Genomic DNA, 16,064 nt, shown 5'->3' with positions numbered 1-16,064 from the left:
GAATATGAGCACACATCTAGACCCAGACGGAGTACATAATTGGCTTGCATCCTCATTTAGTTCGTTAAAGAACTCAAATGTAATTGCAGGTATAAATGAAGATGATTGCGCTGTGCTACAAATAGGTGATAGTAAAATTGTTATCACAACGGACTATTTGAACGCTAATCCTATTTCAAAACAGCTAGGCTTTGCTACGTATTGGGATATGGGTAGGCTGTTGGTTGCAGCGAATATATCTGACTTGCTTGGGTCTGGGGCTCTGCCTGTAGGGTTTGTAGCCTCAATAATGATGGAAAAGAGCTCTAGTGATGAAGATTTTAGGTCATTAATGGATGGTGTTAAGTATGAGTTAAATAATCATAACACTCCTTTAATCGGTGGTGATACAAAGCTCGGTAAATCAAATGCTTTTTGTGGAACTGCTATAGGGATTGAACAACTTGGAGGGAAGCTATTCATTAAGAACGCGGCTAAGCCAGACCAGATCATATGGGTATCTGGACTAATTGGTAATGCTGGAGCAGCGGTTCATGGCTTGTCTGCAAAAGTAATGGATGATAATTGGAACCAATGGGCTAGGAATACTTTAACTATCCCTAGCCTGCCATTTCATAAATCAATCGCGCTTGCCAAGCAGGCATTAGGAAAAGCAGGAACTGATATTAGTGACGGATTGGGTGAAAATTTATACGACTTATGTGAGACGAGTTCAATAGGAGCGACTATTTACGCAGAAAAAATTCCTATTGATGATCATGTGGTTCAGTTAGCTAATCAGTTTAATATACCACCATGGTTCTATGCATTTAGTATCGGCGGTGATTTTCAATTCATTGTGACTACTAATGAAGAGGATAGAGAAATAGTTGGGCATCTGGGCTTCCACGAAATTGGCATTACTACCACGTCGAAAGATTTAGTAATAAGCTCAAACAACAATGTATCATCTCTGCCAAGGCTTGGACATACTGATTTTAATACCGAAGGCTTCGCTGTTGAAGTACAGATGATGCTGAAAACGCTTAAGGTTTCTCTCAATGATCAAGGCATCTGATATAACTTCATCTCAGCTAGCCATTGCTAACTTGTTTTATCAGCAAGTTGAAAATGGGAAGCAGAGTAAAGAACTGAATACCCCAGTAGATAGAGACCTTAGAGCATGTGGCCAGCTCCTACAAGAGTTTGAAAGATCTCAAAGAGGTATACATGGTACAACAGCAGCGCTATATGTGTTGGCACAAAGCAATGACTCAACACATAATGCGGAACTTCCTAAGTTAATATCATATCTAGACAAAAGGCGTTCGATAGAAAAGGGTCCATCGAATCAGAATGATCTTCTTCGTGATTACAATAATACAATAAAAACAGGTGAGACATTATTTGCTTTATCAAGAGTAAAGTTGGGGCAAGCTTCAAAAGAGGCTTTTGAGAAAAAGTTGTTAACCCAACTGGTTTCTTCTAAGGCCGATTTGAACGGATGGGATTACTTTGACAATTCTTATTATGGGGCTAATCAGCAATCTGCTACAACGTACTTGCTTCCTACAATCTTTGCGGTAAAAGGTTTGCTGTCAATTAAGTCGTATGATTTAGATGCTATTAATTTTATCCAAAAAGAATGTTCGAAAATTGTTAGTTCAGGCGTAGTTGATCACTACACATTCTCAATAGTGGTGTTGGGTTTGCATACTTTGTCGTTTTATGATTATAATAACACTCATGAAGTGGTTGTTAAAAAGCTGTTGTCGGATTTGCTCAGCTCATCATTGGCAACTTTTGAAAGTCACATAGAAATTAACCTTGAGTACTGGTTTGCTGGCAAGCATGAATATGTTAGAATTCCATGGCAGTTATATTTGATAGCGTTAACCGCAAAGCTTAATCCCGAGTTCTTTTCTAAGAATGTTGTTCAAAAGCGGTTAAGTGAAATTATTATTGAATCGCAAACTATTGGATTTAAGTACCCGCAGTCCGGTATATATGTTTCGTCTAGAACCAGTTCAATAGTCTATGAGTGCTTGAATAATGTGAGCTCTTCATTGGGTAAAAGCTATGTTTATGACTTTTACTCAGCTAAAGATAGCGTTCAGGGCTTTTTTACCAATAAGTGGATAAAGCGTCTACTTGTTGCAACGGTATTGCTTGTGCTATGCTATGGCCTATATGCGTATCTTACAACGACTCTTGACGCACTCGGACCAAAAGCAACATTCACTGATAAGGTTCATAGCTTTTTAAGCGCTCTTGGACCTGAGGTACTTATAACAGTTTGCCTCTTCTTGTTAAATTGGGGCCGCTCCAAGCAATAAAGGAATGACATTCTCGGACTCTCTTTACGGTCAAATCAGTGTACCTGAATGGCTGATCCCTTTTATAAAGTCTCCAGAATTTCTGAGATTGAGAGGTGTTCGTTTGTCTAATGTAGATTCTTTTCAGTTTAAGGATTTTAACACTCCTACTAGGTGGGAGCATTGTATAAGTGTTGCTTATTTAGCGAACTACTTTGCTGATATAGCTAAATTGAATGAATTTGAAAGAGTGCATTTGGTATTGGCTGCGTTGTTTCATGATATCGCCACTCCTCCCTTTGCACACACTATGGAATATGTCTTAAATGACTTTGACCATGAGTTGGAATCTTATAGGATTCTTAGTTACAAAGAGTCTGATAATATCAACCATGCAATCCCTGTATTCGCATCACAGCTCCCACGGTTTAATAAAATAGCTTCTTCTGTTTCTAAGCAGTTTGGAATTGCTATCAATATTGAAGAAGTTGCGAGATTAGTAATAGGTGAAGGAAAGTGGGGTTTTGCTATTAAGGGTACTTTAGATCTTGATAACATTGATAATGTTACAAGGGCTTCAATGTACATGGGTATAAAAATAAATCGCAGCTTGCCTTTGAAACTAGTCGAGTGGCTCGCTAATCAGACTAGCAGTCCCGCATATATAAAGAAAGTGGATAACAAGTGTGTGCAAGAGTGGCTTTATTATAGATATTGCATGTATAAAAGTTTTTACAACTCTACCGAAGAGGAGCTAGGTAGACAAGCTTTTTTGCAGCATTTAATCAGAAGGCTTACACATTATGGTCTCTCAAGAACATCGTTGATTTTTAATACTGATGATGGGCTTTTGAATTTAATGGAGAATATAGAAAATGGTCTGTCCGTTCATCAAAAAAATGGACAACACTTTAGCACGAGTCTTAAAGACCTTGTCTTGCAATATAGATTATTGGCTGATACGCATAAGATAGTAGAGATAAATATTGAGGATGAATCAGAGTTGCGAATTATTAATAATCCACTTTTTTCAGAATGGCTTGAAGACCATCTAAAAAGCAATCATTTTGAACCCTTTGTTTTTGTTAAGAAGAGGAGATATAATGAAGATACGTTACTTTTGCCTCTTCCTGCGGGATGTCTAATGATCTTCAAGGTTAGCGCTACAGCGTTAAAGCATTCGCATTTGCCAAACTGGATGCAAACTTTAATCCCTAAAGAAACCTCTGGTGACCTTCTGTCAAAGAAGATCAATGAGTGTGTAAATGTTGAATTGAAAAAGTGGTTAAAAAGCAAGCCGTGGCATAAGCTTTCAACTAAAAGAGTTGAGGATATTAGAACTAATCTGAATAGTATTCAAAATTGGGATTTTAAGTTAAGTAAAAATGAACTGGTGCATTCATATCCAGCGACCTTTGTGCATGCTATTCCTGCAAGCTTAATTGCTGCGCTTGGCTTGAAGGGAGACACCATACTAGATCCTTTTGGCGGATCTGGTGTAACGGCTATGGAGTGCATCAAGCAAGGGTGTAAAGTCCACATTGCTGATGTAAATTCTGTGTCTCATATGATTATGAAATCGAAGTTTAGTTATTTAAACGCAGAAGAAATAGCATATCTAAAGAATATATCGAAGGATATTATAAAGAAACAACATGATAAGTCTTTGTATCCAAAGAGAGCAGACATTGTTAAGTGGCATAATCCTGATACATTAAAAGAACTTAGTCGTATCAAAAGTTTTATTGATTCTACTTTGTCCGATAATATCAAATTATTCTTGACTACATGTTTTTCTGATATTCTTAATTCCTCGACAGAAAGGAGGGGAAGAGACTTTGCATATTTTGCTGATAATACACCTCTTCCAAAAGGAGTCAGTGCTCCTGAGTATGTAGATGCAATTAGCTTGTTTGTGAATAAGATACATAGGAACATTCAAATTACCGAAAGAGCTTATGCTCTATTAGAACAACAAGGCAAAGAAATTAAATCGGAATTTGAGAGGATTAAAGTCCATCAGCTCGATGCTAAAACTATTTCTGCGCAAGATCTTGGCATCTTGCCAAATTCAATTGACGCGATCATTACTTCACCACCTTACTTGTGTATGGTAGACTATACGTATGGCAACCGCTTGCCTTACTATTGGTTATTCCCTGAAGCTTTTGATCATGATCACGCGGAAGAGATTGGAGCTCGCAGAAGGAGAAACAATCCTGTGAAAGCTAAACAAAGCTACTTGCGTGATATGAGAGCTTTTGCTAGAAATAGTAAAGCGCTTATAAAACCTGGTGGATACCTTGCTACTGTAATTGGCTCTCCATTAGCTCAGACTTGGGCTGAATCAAATATTGTAGATGAGGTATACCAGATTTTTGAAGAAGAGGGTTTTCAATTGATGTGGTCCCACACACGTCAAATACAATGGCACCGTAATCATGGTTTAGCAAAGCTAAAGGCAGAAAGGATTGCTGTGCATATCAATACTGTCTAATAAAAGGGTCAAATGAACTAGCCTTCTAGAGTATAGTCATCGCCATGATTTCAGCATGATCATGACTTTTGAGTTAGTGGCTCTCTCAATAATATAGCTATAAATGATGAGTGAGCCAGCATTGAAGCTTACATCCAGAAAGGCCCCCGGCTTCGTTTTGAGAGTCGAGTACCGGGGGCACTTTGTGGGCCAGGAATGAATGAGTAGAAGCTGGGAGGAATAAGCTTTACCAAATGCCACAGAAAAAGGCATGGTTGAAAGCAAACTCATGAGGGCTGCAACTTCTCGCCTTCTGAATCAGAGTCAAGCAGTGAGCTTATAAGAGGCGGATTAAAGGCAGGTGGCAAGAGGGAGTTGAAAGTAAGCCAACCATAATAGGAGTATCAATACTACTCCCTTATGTTCTACCGTTTCTGCTAATGCCTATATAAATCCTTGTAAAGTGCAATGACTTCAATTAGGTCACTGGGCAACATTGATACCCCTGTTTGAAGCAAACCAAGCTCAAAATTGATACATGCTCCTTTGATAGGGGGGCAAAACAGCTTAATTTAGCTGGAAATAGGCTTTTGTCTAGTGCGCTGGCATTTTTCGCCGCAGTACTTTACCTCGTCCCAGCACCGCGCCCATTTCTTACGCCAGGCAAACGGCCGCCCGCAGGTGGCGCAGACTTTGGTGGGCAGCGTGGCCTTGGTGTAGCGTGGGGCAGAGGCGGAAGAAGCCATCAGCGGAGTAGGGTTGAGCCAATAACTGCTTAACCCAACGGGCAAGCGGGAAGTTGTGGCTACCTTTGCGCGTTTTTTCTGTTTCCCACCTTCCGCATGAATCGTTTACTGCTGATGCTGCTCGCCGTGAGCATGGGCGCCCTCTTGCCCGTGCAGGCCGCGCTGAACTCCCGCCTGGCCCGCGCCACCGACGGCCCCGTAGTGGCGGCATTTGCGTCGTTTATCGTCGGTTCGCTCACCTTGCTCATCATCGCGCTGGCCGCCGGCATGCGCCTGAGCAGCATCCCCGAAGCCGTGCGCACGCAGCCGCCTTCGGTGTGGCTGGGCGGCGTTATCGGGGCGTGCTACGTGGGTTCGGTCACTTTGCTCACGCCGCGGCTGGGCGTGGCTCTCACCTTCGGGCTGCTCATTGCCGGGCAGCTGCTGCTGTCGGTGCTCTTCGACCATTTCGGCCTGTTTGGCCTGCCCATTCAGCGCCTGTCGCCCGGCCGGATAGCCGGTGTACTTTTGCTGCTGATCGGCGTAGTACTCATTCGCCGCTTCTAGGTAGGAGGCCGTGGGCCTTGGCTAAAACGGGTTCACCTGTAGCCTCCTCCCCAATTCCTGATACCCAACATGTCTGACACCTTCGACCCCATCGGCGCCGCGCTGCTCGACTTCGTCGGCGGCCACGCCAAGGCCACCATCACCGTGCACAGCAACGTGGCCGAGGATGAGCCCCTGCCCGCGCAGTACTTTTTCCGCACGCTCTGGGAAATGCCCGAGCTGGAGCGCGCTGCCCTCGACGAGTGCCGCGGCCGCGTGCTCGACCTCGGGGCCGGCGCCGGCGCGCACGCCCTGGAGCTGCAAAACCGCGGCTTCAGCGTGAAGGCCGTGGACGTATCGGCCGGGGCGGTGCAGGTGATGCAGCAGCGCGGCGTGCAGGAAGTAGCCCGCCACGACATCTTCGAGCTGAGCACCCGCAGCACCGACGAGCGGTACGACACCATTCTGATGCTCATGAACGGCCTCGGCCTGACGGGCACGCTCGAGGGGCTGGAGAAATTCCTGCAGCTGGCGCACCCCCTGCTCAATCCCGGTGGGCAGATTCTGGCTACCAGCTCCGATATCAGCTACCTCTACGAAGACGAGGACGGCGCGTTGGTGTTCGATCTGAACGGGCCGTACTACGGCGAAGTGGAGTACCAGATGAGCTACCAGGAGCAGACCGGCCCCATGTTCCACTGGCTTTTCGCCGACCCCACCATCGTGCAGGATTACGCCGAAGCGGCCGGCTACGAAGTGGAATTTGTGGACGAGGACGACCAGCAGCAGTTTCTGGTGCGCCTGACCCGCATCGGCTAAACATCCGGCCCCGGGCCGCGGTTATGACGCCTTGCGGCCCCGCCCGGGCTTATTCTTCGCCAACCCCGCCTTATGCAATACGCCAAGCAGTACCCCATCCGTTGGGCCGACCTCGACCCCAACGGCCACATGCGCCACTCGGCCTACAACGACTACGCCGCCCAGCTGCGCCTCGATTTCCTGACCGACGAAGGCTTTCCGCTGGCCAAGTTTGCCCAGCTCGGCATCGGCCCCATCCTGTTCCGCGAGGACACGCGCTTTCTGAAGGAAGTCAACCCGAACGAGACCATCAAAGTAGGGGCCCAGCTGGCCGGCCTGAGCCCCGACGGCAGCCGCTGGCGCATCGTGCACACGGTGTACAAGCAGGATGGCCGCGAAGCCGCCGTCATCACCGTCGACGGCGCGTGGCTGGACCTGCGCCAGCGCAAGCTGGCCACGCCACCCGCCGAGCTGGCCGAAGCGTTGAGCAAGCTGGAGCGCCACAGCACCTATGCCGATATCGAGCGAAAAAAAGCCGAGTAACGACCTGCCCCAAACGCCCACGGCCCGGCTGAGCACTGTACTCAGCCGGGCCGTGGGCGTTTGGGGCGCGTAGCTATTTAGCGGCCGGTGTGGGTTGGCTCAGGGCTTTGCTGATGCGGGCTAGCTGCTGGCGGTGGTGCAGCACGTGGTCGAGCATGAAGTCCAGTGTCTGTTCGATGGTGAGCATGCCCACGCGCGGGTGCTTAAAGATGGCCCGGTGCAGCAGCGGGCCGGGAAATTCGTTGAGCAGCTGCTCCAGGTGGCGCCGCGTCGAGCCCCATTGCTGGCGCATGTCGGCCAAAGGCGGCAGCTCCTGCGTGTCGGTGGGAGTGAGGGCCGCCACCCGCGACGGGGCCTTGAACTTCAGGCCCGGCAGGCGCAGCATCAGCCGCAGCAGGGCCGCGCGCAGCTTCATGCCCAGGTTGCCTTTGCGCAGCTGATCCTGCTCCAGCAGCTTGTGCTGCAAATACTGCCCGATGCCCACTTCCGACGCCGCCAAGTGGTGCACCACGTGCGCCGCCGACCATTGGCCCGCGGCCGGGGCGGTGTAAGCCCGCTCGCCGAGGCGCTCGGCGTCTTGCAGAAGTTGTTCGGTGGCGCGCTCAAGCTGCTCGAAGCGCAGGTGCAGGCGGTTATTCATGGAAAGCGGCGTGGGAAAGCAGAAGCCTGGGGTAAGCTCGGCCCAAAAGGTACACCTTTGCGGTAGAATGTCCTTGTTTGCCCCACCCGGCGCTTCCGACGCCGCCACTGTCCGCCGCCTCGCCCTCGTCCTGCTGCTGGGCTACCTGCTGTACCTGTTCAGCACGGCGTATCAGGCCATTTACTTCGATTCCAATATCTACTGGGAACTGACCGGGCGCTTTTACTACGAAACCAAGCGCTTCAATCTGCTTTCGTTCGATAGCTCCATCCGCGGCTACCTGCTGCCGCTGCTGCTGTTTCCCCTGCGCGCGGCGTCGTACGTGTCGCACATCGAGCCGCTGACCTTTTCGCGGGTGGTAGGGGCCGGGCTGGCGGCCTTGTTGTTTGGCTGGATAGGCCCGAGCCTGTGGCAGGCTGTGGTAGGGGGGCAGCTCCTAAGCTGGCGTCGCCGGCTGGCGTTTGCCGGGCTAGGCTTTCTGTTCTGGCGCGACTACTTCAATTTTCCGCTCTCCGATTTTCTGTCGCTGACTTTGCTGCTAGCAGCCCTGCTGCTGGTGCTGCGCCGCGGCCCCCGGCCGGGATGGCTGCTGCTGGCGGGGGCGCTGTGCATGGCCGCCGTGAATATGCGCCCGGTGTACGTGGGCAGCGCCGGGCTGCTACTGATAGCGGGTAGCTGGCTGGCGCGCCGTCGCTACTCCTGGCCGCTGATTGGGCGCGGGGTAGCCGCTTTTCTGCTTGGTATGGCCCTGGTGGGCGCACCGCAGCTGGCCATCAATGTGCGCCACTTCGGGCAGTGGACGCCGCTGGTGCTGGCCTGGAAAAACCCCGCCAAGCCCCAGAGTCTGTACCTGTCGCAGCTGGCCTGGGGCCTGGCCGTGCAGAAGTATGAAACCACCATCGACCCCGCGTACCCCGATCCGCGCGTGATGTACGTCGACCCCATCGGGCAGCGCATCATGGACCAGGAGCATATTTCGTACGTCTACGGCCTGCGCGACTTCGGCCACTACTTCACCGCCGTGCGCCATTACCCCGCCGATATGCTGGCCCTGTACGCCCGCCACACGTTCAACGGCTTCGACCTAAAATACGCCACGCCCTACGCGCCGCGGGTGCACGGCTCTACCTTGCCGCTGTCGGTGCTGAACTACACGGTGCTCTTCGCGGCGGCGTTGGTGCTGCTCCACCGCCGGCACCGCCGCCTCACGCCGTTGCAGTGGCTGGCGCTGCTGGTAGTGGTGGGGCCGTGCGCGCTGTCTATTCCCACGGCCGTAGAATGCCGGTTTTTCATTCCCGTATTCCTGCTGCTCTACGCCGTGGTGTGCTTCCTCTGGCCGCGCGACTGGCGCACCGTTTTTCTGCGCTGGCCGGTGGCTGCGGCGTACGTCGTGTTCGTGCTCGGCTGCCTGGTGCTTTCGGCCAATACGCTGTGGCACATGACCAACGGGCCGCGGCTACTCTGGCCCTAGGCGGCCTCGGCTGCTGCGCATTCTTTTTCCGCTTACTATTTCCGTTATGCGTCGTCTGCTAGCTCACCGCTGGACTGCCTGGGGCAAGGCGCCGCAGTGGTGGCGGCCTTACGGAGCCGGCGCGTTGCTGATTCTGGGCCTCTACCTGCTCTACCTGCCGTTTTCGGGGTTCGATGCCCTGGCTTTCGATGCCAAGCAGTACTGGACCGTGGCGGCCTACTTCCACAAGGGCGGCAGCACCTCGTTGTTCAGCTACGATAACAGCATGCGCGGCTACTTTTACCCGCTGCTGCTCTACCCGCTGCACGCCGTGCACTACTTCACCCATATTCCGCCCATCGTGTTTGGGCGGCTGCAGGGCGCGGTATCCGCAGCGCTGGGTTTCGGGCTGATTGGGCCAGGCCTGTGGCAGGCCGTGCGGGGCGACGCAAGCCCGATTAGCTGGCGGCGCCGGCTGGCGTTTGCCGGGCTGGGCTTCCTCTTCTGGCGCGACCATTTCAACTTTACCCTCAGCGACTTCCCCGCCTTGTGGCTGCTCGGGGCCGGCCTCTGGCTGCTCTACGGCTCCGGGCGGCTGCGCTGGCTGCTGCTGGCCGGCGCGTGCGTGGCCGCCGCCACGAATGTGCGGCCGATCTACCTGGCGTCGGTGCCGTTCGTGCTCGGCGTGCTGCTGACTCGTCCGGCGCTGCCCGGCCGGCGGGCGGTGCTGCTTCAGTTGCTGGCCTTGGCCGTGGGCGCGGCGCTGGTGCTCGGCCCGCAGCTTATCATCAACCAGCGGCATTTCCAGCGTGATACGCCGCTGGTGCTGGCGCAGGACCAGAACATCCCGCCTGGCACGCTGTACCCCGCCAAGCTCTGGTTTGGCCTCATTCACCAGCGTTACGAAACCAACATCGGCCTCGATTACCCCGAGCCGGTCATGTTTTTCGTGGACCAGGAAGGGCGCCGCCTCGTGCAGGCCGAGCAGCCGATGTGGTTCACCTCGGTGCCGGAGTTCCTCGGCTTCGCGCGGCGGCACCCGGCGCTGGTGGCCCGCCAAAGCCTGCTGCACCTCTTCAACGGCCTCGATGTGCAGTACACCACGCCCTATGTAGCGCAGGTGTACACCCCGACGCTCGGGCTGGTCGTGCTGAATTTTACCGCGCTGTTTGCCGCCGGCTTGGTGCTGCTGCGGGCGCGCTGGCGCCGCCGGCCACTGCACGAGTGGCTGACGCTGGCCGTGCTGCTGGTGCCGTGCGCGTTCATGGTGCCGGTAAGCATGGAGTGCCGTTTTCTGCTGCCTTTGCACCTGCTGCTTTACGCTGCCCTATGTTTTGCCTGGCCAGCCCATTGGCGCTGGTTGGCCTGCTCGCGGCAGCAGAGGCTGATACTAACCGGCGCCTACGTCCTGTTTCTGGCCTTATGCCTAAGCTTGTCCAGCTACACGCAGGCGCATCTGGAGTTGGGCGGACGCACCTTGTTGGGCCGCAAGCTGCCGCCGACTTCTATGCGGCCCCTGAGCGCTGCAGAGTAGCTCAGCATTAGGGCACAAACACGAAACCGCCCCGTTGGTCAGCGACCAACGGGGCGGTTTCAGATCAGCGAGCAGCTGAAAAGGCTGGATTAGCGGTACAGCACCTCTTTCACGGCCTTCACCGTGCGGCCCACGTTCGGCAGGGCAGCTTCGATGAGGGTGGGGGCGTAGGGCAGCGGCACGTCGGCCGAGGTCACGCGGCGGATGGGCGCATCGAGGTAGTCGAAGGCGTAGCGCTGCACGTGGTAGGCCAGCTCCGAGCTGATGGAGGCCAGCGGCCAGGCTTCCTCTACCACTACCATGCGGTTGGTCTTCTTCACCGATTCCACCAGGGTAGCGTAGTCGATGGGGCGAACCGAACGCAGGTCAATTACTTCGGCTTCGATGCCTTCCTTGGCCAGCTCGTCGGCGGCGGCGTACACCACCTTCATCATCTTGCCGAACGACACCAGCGTCACGTCCTTGCCCTGGCGCACGATGTTGGCTTTGCCGATTTCGAGGATGTACTCCTCTTCCGGCACCTCGCCCTTGTCGCCGTACATCAGCTCCGACTCCATGAAAATCACCGGGTCGTTGTCGCGGATGGCGGCTTTCAGCAGGCCCTTGGCGTCGTAGGGGTTCGAGGGAACCACCACTTTCAGGCCGGGGGTGTTGGCGTACCAGTTCTCGAAGTTCTGCGAGTGCTGCGAGGAGAGCATGCCGGCGTTGCCGGTCGGGCCGCGGAACACGATGGGGCAGGTGTACTGCCCGCCCGACATCGACATCATCTTCGCCGCGGAGTTGATGACCTGGTCGATGGCCACCAGCGAGAAGTTGAAGGTCATGAACTCGATGATGGGGCGCAGGCCGTTCATCGAGGCACCCACGCCGATGCCGGCAAAGCCCAGCTCGGCAATCGGGGTGTCGATGATGCGCTCGGGGCCAAACTCGTCGAGCATGCCTTGGCTTACTTTGTAGGCGCCGTTGTATTCGGCTACCTCTTCGCCCATCAGGAAAATGCTCGCGTCGCGGCGCATTTCCTCGGACATGGCTTCGCGCAGGGCTTCCCGGAATTGGATCGTCCGCATGTAGATGTCAGGAAAGAAAAAGTCGGGTCAATGAAAAACAGGCCGGCCCGCAAGGAACCGGCCCGTAAAGCTACAATGCTAGGCGGGAGTGGGCAAACCCATGTTTGTTCTTTAAGGACTAAGCGGGCAGTGTCAGCCTTGCTGGAGCATAACCCTTGGCCGTCATTCCGAGCGCAGCCGAGGAAACTCGCGTGCTGATGTTCGATACTAATCTCTGTGCAACGATTAAGTCTACTATCAGGCGAGATTCCTCGGCTGCGCTCGGAATGACGGTCTTTTGTCCCAGTACCATCAATCCGGCGCTATTTACTGTCGCAACGCCTCCGTAAATACCTTGCTTGTGGCGTAGTTGCGGAATTCCAGGTCCTCCACGGCTTTTTGGGCGTAGCTGCGGTCGAGCTGCACGGCGCGGCGCAGGTACTGGCCCACTTCGCCGTCGCGCTGCTGGCGGGCGGCCACGATGGCCAGGCAGTAGTAGGCCTGCGGGTCGTTGGGCTTATCGGTGAGGGCCTGCTGGTAAATCTGGGCGGCGCCGTCGTAGTTTTCCTTCAGCAGGTAGATGAGGGCGCGGTTCATGGTGTTCTGGTAGCCGGGCGCGCTGAAGCTCATGCTGCGTATGGCGTCCTCCACCTGCCCGATTTCGATTTCCAAGGCAGCTTTGTCGGCAAAGACCTTGTCGAGAACGGGCTTGGGGCCGCCGAGCTTGATGGCGTAGTCGTAGTTCTGCAGGGCTTCGAGCCGGTCGCCGGCGCGGTGCCAGGCGGTGGCCACGTGGTAGAACATTTCGGCCGTGGGGTTGCGGTGCGCCGCCAGGGTGAAGTTGGTGGCGGCGCGGCGCTGGTAGGCCCGGCGCACTTTGTCGCTCACTTCCTTGTCGGCGCGCTCCAGCAGCACCACGCCCAGGTTGTGGTAAGCCTCCCAGCGGCCCGAGGTAGCCACGGCGGTTTCGTAGATGCGCTGCTTTTCGGCCAGCAGCGGCGTGAGCGTGGCCGAGTAGCGCAGCTCCTCCGGCGTCAGGGCATCCGCCTCGATCTGTCTCTCCACGATTTTCTTGGAGAGAACATAAATCTCCGACTGCAGGCGCTTGGGCGCGGTGTAGCGCACGGCCACGGTGCCAAAGCGCATCACCGGGTAGATGTACTGCTCCAGGTAATCGAAGTAGGAAAGCTGGTGCAGGGCTTTTTCCTTCTGCGCCCAGCTGCCCGGCGTGTCATTGATGATGCCGATGATGGAATCCTGCTGCGCCGGCGTCAGGGCCGAGCTCTGCACCTTGCTCAGAAACAAATCCCAGCGGCGGTGGTAGGCAATGGTTTCGAACTTGACGGACTTGAGCGAGTTCAGGTACGAGTCGGTGTCGAGGCGCTTCTGGTAGTACTTCTGCAGGGCCTGCACACGCTTATCGGCCAGGCGCGCGTCGTGCGAGTCAAGCGAATCGGGCGAGTGGCCGGCCACAATCATCACCTTCTGGGTGTGCTGGTTGGCCTCAATGAATTCTTCCAGCGCCGCCACGTTGGTGCCGAGGTAGTTACGGATGGCGTACTGGCCCTGATCGAAGAAAAAAGGCAGCACGCGCGTGCCGCCGCCTTCCAGGCTGGCTTCTTCGGGCAGGTAAGTGATGGATTCCACTTCGCGTACCACCAGGCGGCTGGGCAGCACCACGCCGCGGGCCAGCACCAGCTCCTTTTCGGCTTTGAGCACCTTGCCGCCGGGTTTCAGCTCGCGGGCCTGGGGCACGGCTACCAGCTGGCCGGGATTTTTGCGCGGCTCGTAGGGAAACTGAATGGGCTTGCGGGCAATCAGGAAGTTCTTATCCTCCTCGTCGTAGAGGTAGTCGCCGAGCAGAAAGCGCACGGTGCCCGCCGTGTCCTCGCGCAGGCCGTTGTCGTAGCGGTAGCGCAGCGGCAGCTCGTACACGGCGCCTTTATGCAGGTGGGCGGCGGGCACGCGCACCTCCACTTCGGCCAGCACCCGCTCGCCGTTGGCCTCGAGTACCGGCGGGCGTACCTGTACTTGCTGCCCTTCCTGCGCAACCCGCAGCATACGGGGCAGCGTACAAGCAGGGAGCGAAGCAACTGAAGCGGTGGTCAGTAGGCGTACTAGCGCGTGGCGCGAAACGTTCATGCAAATCAAATCAGTCGGCAAAATCAGCTCCCTTAACGCAAATTGCGGCACTTTGGACACACCAGCGGCGAACTTTGCCCGCGGCTGACCTTGCCTGAGAACCGCCAGCAAGTTAACTTATCGGCGGAACTGCCCTGAACTTCACCCAGCTATGAAACGCATCACGGATTTTATCGAGCAGCAAAGCTTCGGGGTGTGCAGCGCCCTGGGCAACCGGATTGGCTTTTCCACGCGCAGCGTGCGCCTGTCCTTTATCTACGCTTCGTTCTTCACGTTTGGCTCGCCCATCGTGCTGTATTTCGCCCTGGCTTTCTGGATAAACGTGCGCCGCGCCCTGCGCCAGCAGCGCAGCACGGTGTGGGACTTGTAGCCCGCGGTCATCCTGCATTCAAAGACACGGCTTCGGGCGTTTTCGCCCGGAGCCGCTTTTTTTATGGCTGAAAACGGACGCGGCAGATGTGGACTTTGGACGAGTCAGGAAAGCAGCTCGCTGAAGCGGCGCTTGCCTTGCGCGAAATACGCCCATACCAGGCTGCCGTTGTACGTGCCCGGCCGCTCGGCCGCCCGCAGCCGTGGCTTGGCCAGCAGCCGCTGTTGCCGCCAGTAGCCGAGCTTCTGCCAGAAATGCCAGTGGGCCCGCAGCACAGCGCGAGCGTCGCCGGTTTCGCCTTTGGCCAGCATCTGCGCCGCCGCTACCCAATCGAGGAAGACGCGGCTGAGCAAGGTGGGCCACAGCTCGCCGGGCGCCAGGTTCTTGTAGAGCAGCGCCAAGCCGTTGCGGAAGTTCAGGTAAGTCTTGCGCGGGTTAGACTTGTGCAGCGTGCCGCCGCCCACGTGGTACACCGTGCTGCCGCCGTGGTACCATACCTCGTGACCGGCGTTCCACAAGCGCCAGCACAGGTCGATTTCCTCCATGTGGGCGAAGAAAGCCGGTTCGAGGCCGCCAAGGGCGTGCCAGGCGGCGGCGCGCACCATCATACAGGCGCCGGTGGCCCAGGCTACGGGGCGCGGGTCGTTGTACTGGCCCTGGTCGGCTTCCAGGGTATCGAACAGGCGGCCGCGGCAGAAGGGGTAACCCAGGCGGTCGAGGTAGCCACCGGCGGCACCGGCGTATTCAAAGTCGGCTTTGGCGTGGAAGGCGCGGATTTTGGGCTGCACGGCGGCCACGGCGGGGCGCTCTTCCAGCAGCTGCCGCTGCGGGCGTAGCCAGCCGGGCGTTACTTCCACATCGGAGTTGAGCAGTACGTAGTAGCGATACTCGGGCAGCTGACCGAGGGCGTGGTTGTAGCCTTCGCAGAAGCCAAGGTTGTCGGCGTGTACCAGTGCCTGCACCTGCGGGTAATGCGCCGCCAGCCACGCGACGGAATCGTCGGTGGAAGCGTTGTCGGCCACCACGATGCGGGCGCCATCGGAATGGGCCAGCACCGACGGGAGAAATTGCTCCAGCCAGCGCCGGCCGTTCCAGTTGAGGATGACCACGGCCACGTCGGCCGCGTAGCCAGCCTCGGCTAACTCATTAGAGGCCAAAACCGCTCAGGTCGAGACCGGGAATATTGGGCAGCAGGCCCTGGGTGCGCTGCTTGAGGTGGTCCTTGGCCTTGTCGCCGGCCTCGTCCATTACTTTGTTGACAGCGGCCACCACGAGGTCAGCCAGCATATCGCGGTCCTGCGGCGTGAGCAAAGACTCGTCGATTTCCAGCTTCAGCAGCTGCCGCTTGCCGTTGGCGGTGGCGCGCACCATGCCCGCGCCGGCCTCGGCCGTGGCGGTGATGTGCTGCAATTCGTCCTGGGCTACTTTTACTTTCTCTTGCAGGTCTTTCAGGCGACCCATCATGCCCATCATATCAAACATCTGGCAGGGGAGTTTTGC

The 16,064-nt window shown here is 55.4% G+C and carries 15 protein-coding genes; 9 read left to right on the top strand and 6 right to left on the bottom strand.

The features are described from left to right. Positions 1 to 4: 4 nt before the first annotated feature. From B0919_RS06020 to B0919_RS06015, 3 genes are read left to right on the top strand one after another with little or no spacing between them, the layout of a single operon-like run. Positions 5 to 1,057 (top strand): thiamine-phosphate kinase, encoded by a 1,053-nt coding sequence (locus B0919_RS06020; protein WP_139361937.1) that lies wholly within the window; start codon positions 5 to 7, stop codon positions 1,055 to 1,057. After that, entirely contained in the window at positions 1,041 to 2,315 is a 1,275-nt protein-coding gene (locus B0919_RS24600) for a hypothetical protein (protein WP_139361936.1), read from the top strand. Before B0919_RS06020 ends, B0919_RS24600 begins: the two co-directional genes overlap by 17 nt. 4 nt (positions 2,316 to 2,319) lie before the next feature. Continuing rightward, on the top strand, positions 2,320 to 4,791 hold the full coding sequence (locus B0919_RS06015; protein ID WP_078011309.1) for a DNA methyltransferase: 2,472 nt from the start codon (positions 2,320 to 2,322) through the stop codon (positions 4,789 to 4,791). A gap of 551 nt (positions 4,792 to 5,342) precedes the next feature. Here the strand turns inward: B0919_RS06015 and B0919_RS06010 are convergent. Then, positions 5,343 to 5,516 (bottom strand): DUF2256 domain-containing protein, encoded by a 174-nt coding sequence (locus B0919_RS06010; protein ID WP_078011308.1) that lies wholly within the window; start codon positions 5,514 to 5,516, stop codon positions 5,343 to 5,345. A 96-nt stretch (positions 5,517 to 5,612) separates the two neighbouring features. Between B0919_RS06010 and B0919_RS06005 the strand changes: the two genes are divergently transcribed. From B0919_RS06005 to B0919_RS05995, 3 genes are all read left to right on the top strand, one after another. Continuing rightward, the gene (locus B0919_RS06005) at positions 5,613 to 6,062 is read left to right on the top strand and encodes a DMT family transporter (protein ID WP_078011307.1); all 450 of its coding nucleotides are present in this window, start codon (positions 5,613 to 5,615) and stop codon (positions 6,060 to 6,062) included. 69 nt (positions 6,063 to 6,131) lie between these two features. After that, positions 6,132 to 6,860 (top strand): class I SAM-dependent methyltransferase, encoded by a 729-nt coding sequence (locus B0919_RS06000; protein ID WP_078011306.1) that lies wholly within the window; start codon positions 6,132 to 6,134, stop codon positions 6,858 to 6,860. A gap of 72 nt (positions 6,861 to 6,932) precedes the next feature. Continuing rightward, positions 6,933 to 7,382 carry an acyl-CoA thioesterase gene (locus tag B0919_RS05995; protein WP_078011305.1) on the top strand — a complete coding sequence of 150 codons (450 nt, stop codon included), beginning with the start codon at positions 6,933 to 6,935 and terminating at the stop codon, positions 7,380 to 7,382. Positions 7,383 to 7,455: 73 nt separating this feature from the next. On the opposite strand, the gene B0919_RS05990 is transcribed toward B0919_RS05995, so the two are convergent. Next, positions 7,456 to 8,022 carry a DinB family protein gene (locus B0919_RS05990; protein ID WP_078011304.1) on the bottom strand — a complete coding sequence of 189 codons (567 nt, stop codon included), beginning with the start codon at positions 8,020 to 8,022 and terminating at the stop codon, positions 7,456 to 7,458. Between the two features lie 67 nt (positions 8,023 to 8,089). Between B0919_RS05990 and B0919_RS05985 the strand changes: the two genes are divergently transcribed. After that, entirely contained in the window at positions 8,090 to 9,493 is a 1,404-nt protein-coding gene (locus B0919_RS05985) for a hypothetical protein (protein WP_078011303.1), read from the top strand. 46 nt (positions 9,494 to 9,539) lie between these two features. Continuing rightward, complete coding sequence (locus tag B0919_RS05980) at positions 9,540 to 11,006, top strand: hypothetical protein (RefSeq protein ID WP_078011302.1); 1,467 nt, start codon at positions 9,540 to 9,542, stop codon at positions 11,004 to 11,006. 89 nt (positions 11,007 to 11,095) lie between these two features. Here the strand turns inward: B0919_RS05980 and B0919_RS05975 are convergent, their stop codons facing one another. Further along, positions 11,096 to 12,073, bottom strand: coding sequence for a pyruvate dehydrogenase complex E1 component subunit beta (locus tag B0919_RS05975; protein WP_078011301.1), 978 nt, complete (start codon positions 12,071 to 12,073; stop codon positions 11,096 to 11,098). Positions 12,074 to 12,379: 306 nt separating this feature from the next. Beyond that, positions 12,380 to 14,113 carry a tetratricopeptide repeat protein gene (locus B0919_RS05970; RefSeq protein ID WP_078011300.1) on the bottom strand — a complete coding sequence of 578 codons (1,734 nt, stop codon included), beginning with the start codon at positions 14,111 to 14,113 and terminating at the stop codon, positions 12,380 to 12,382. Between the two features lie 232 nt (positions 14,114 to 14,345). Here B0919_RS05970 and B0919_RS05965 point away from each other — a divergent pair, with 232 nt between their 5' ends. Continuing rightward, positions 14,346 to 14,564, top strand: a complete 219-nt coding sequence (locus B0919_RS05965) for a PspC domain-containing protein (protein ID WP_078011299.1) — start codon at positions 14,346 to 14,348, stop codon at positions 14,562 to 14,564. Positions 14,565 to 14,668: 104 nt separating this feature from the next. Here B0919_RS05965 and B0919_RS05960 read toward each other — a convergent pair whose 3' ends face one another. Continuing rightward, entirely contained in the window at positions 14,669 to 15,721 is a 1,053-nt protein-coding gene (locus B0919_RS05960; RefSeq protein WP_254846489.1) for a glycosyltransferase family 2 protein, read from the bottom strand. Beyond that, on the bottom strand, positions 15,711 to 16,046 hold the full coding sequence (locus B0919_RS05955; protein WP_078011298.1) for a YbaB/EbfC family nucleoid-associated protein: 336 nt from the start codon (positions 16,044 to 16,046) through the stop codon (positions 15,711 to 15,713). Before B0919_RS05955 ends, B0919_RS05960 begins: the two co-directional genes overlap by 11 nt. Positions 16,047 to 16,064 lie beyond the last annotated feature (18 nt).

Origin of the sequence: Hymenobacter sp. CRA2 (genome assembly GCF_002007105.1) — a bacterium.
Classification (GTDB): domain Bacteria; phylum Bacteroidota; class Bacteroidia; order Cytophagales; family Hymenobacteraceae; genus Solirubrum.
This window is presented reverse-complemented; position numbering and strand designations above follow the sequence as displayed.

Excerpts from the sequence above, each read along its gene's own strand:
- B0919_RS06005 (WP_078011307.1), top strand. The coding sequence starts at position 5,613 with ATGAATCGTTTACTGCTGATGCTGCTCGCCGTGAGCATGGGCGCCCTC.
- B0919_RS05975 (WP_078011301.1), bottom strand. The coding sequence starts at position 12,073 with ATGCGGACGATCCAATTCCGGGAAGCCCTGCGCGAAGCCATGTCCGAG.
- B0919_RS06010 (WP_078011308.1), bottom strand. The coding sequence starts at position 5,516 with ATGGCTTCTTCCGCCTCTGCCCCACGCTACACCAAGGCCACGCTGCCC.
- B0919_RS24600 (WP_139361936.1), top strand. The coding sequence starts at position 1,041 with ATGATCAAGGCATCTGATATAACTTCATCTCAGCTAGCCATTGCTAAC.
- B0919_RS05970 (WP_078011300.1), bottom strand. The coding sequence starts at position 14,113 with ATGCTGCGGGTTGCGCAGGAAGGGCAGCAAGTACAGGTACGCCCGCCG.
- B0919_RS05955 (WP_078011298.1), bottom strand. The coding sequence starts at position 16,046 with ATGTTTGATATGATGGGCATGATGGGTCGCCTGAAAGACCTGCAAGAG.
- B0919_RS05995 (WP_078011305.1), top strand. The coding sequence starts at position 6,933 with ATGCAATACGCCAAGCAGTACCCCATCCGTTGGGCCGACCTCGACCCC.
- B0919_RS05980 (WP_078011302.1), top strand. The coding sequence starts at position 9,540 with ATGCGTCGTCTGCTAGCTCACCGCTGGACTGCCTGGGGCAAGGCGCCG.
- B0919_RS06000 (WP_078011306.1), top strand. The coding sequence starts at position 6,132 with ATGTCTGACACCTTCGACCCCATCGGCGCCGCGCTGCTCGACTTCGTC.
- B0919_RS05990 (WP_078011304.1), bottom strand. The coding sequence starts at position 8,022 with ATGAATAACCGCCTGCACCTGCGCTTCGAGCAGCTTGAGCGCGCCACC.
- B0919_RS05985 (WP_078011303.1), top strand. The coding sequence starts at position 8,090 with ATGTCCTTGTTTGCCCCACCCGGCGCTTCCGACGCCGCCACTGTCCGC.
- B0919_RS06015 (WP_078011309.1), top strand. The coding sequence starts at position 2,320 with ATGACATTCTCGGACTCTCTTTACGGTCAAATCAGTGTACCTGAATGG.
- B0919_RS06020 (WP_139361937.1), top strand. The coding sequence starts at position 5 with ATGAGCACACATCTAGACCCAGACGGAGTACATAATTGGCTTGCATCC.
- B0919_RS05965 (WP_078011299.1), top strand. The coding sequence starts at position 14,346 with ATGAAACGCATCACGGATTTTATCGAGCAGCAAAGCTTCGGGGTGTGC.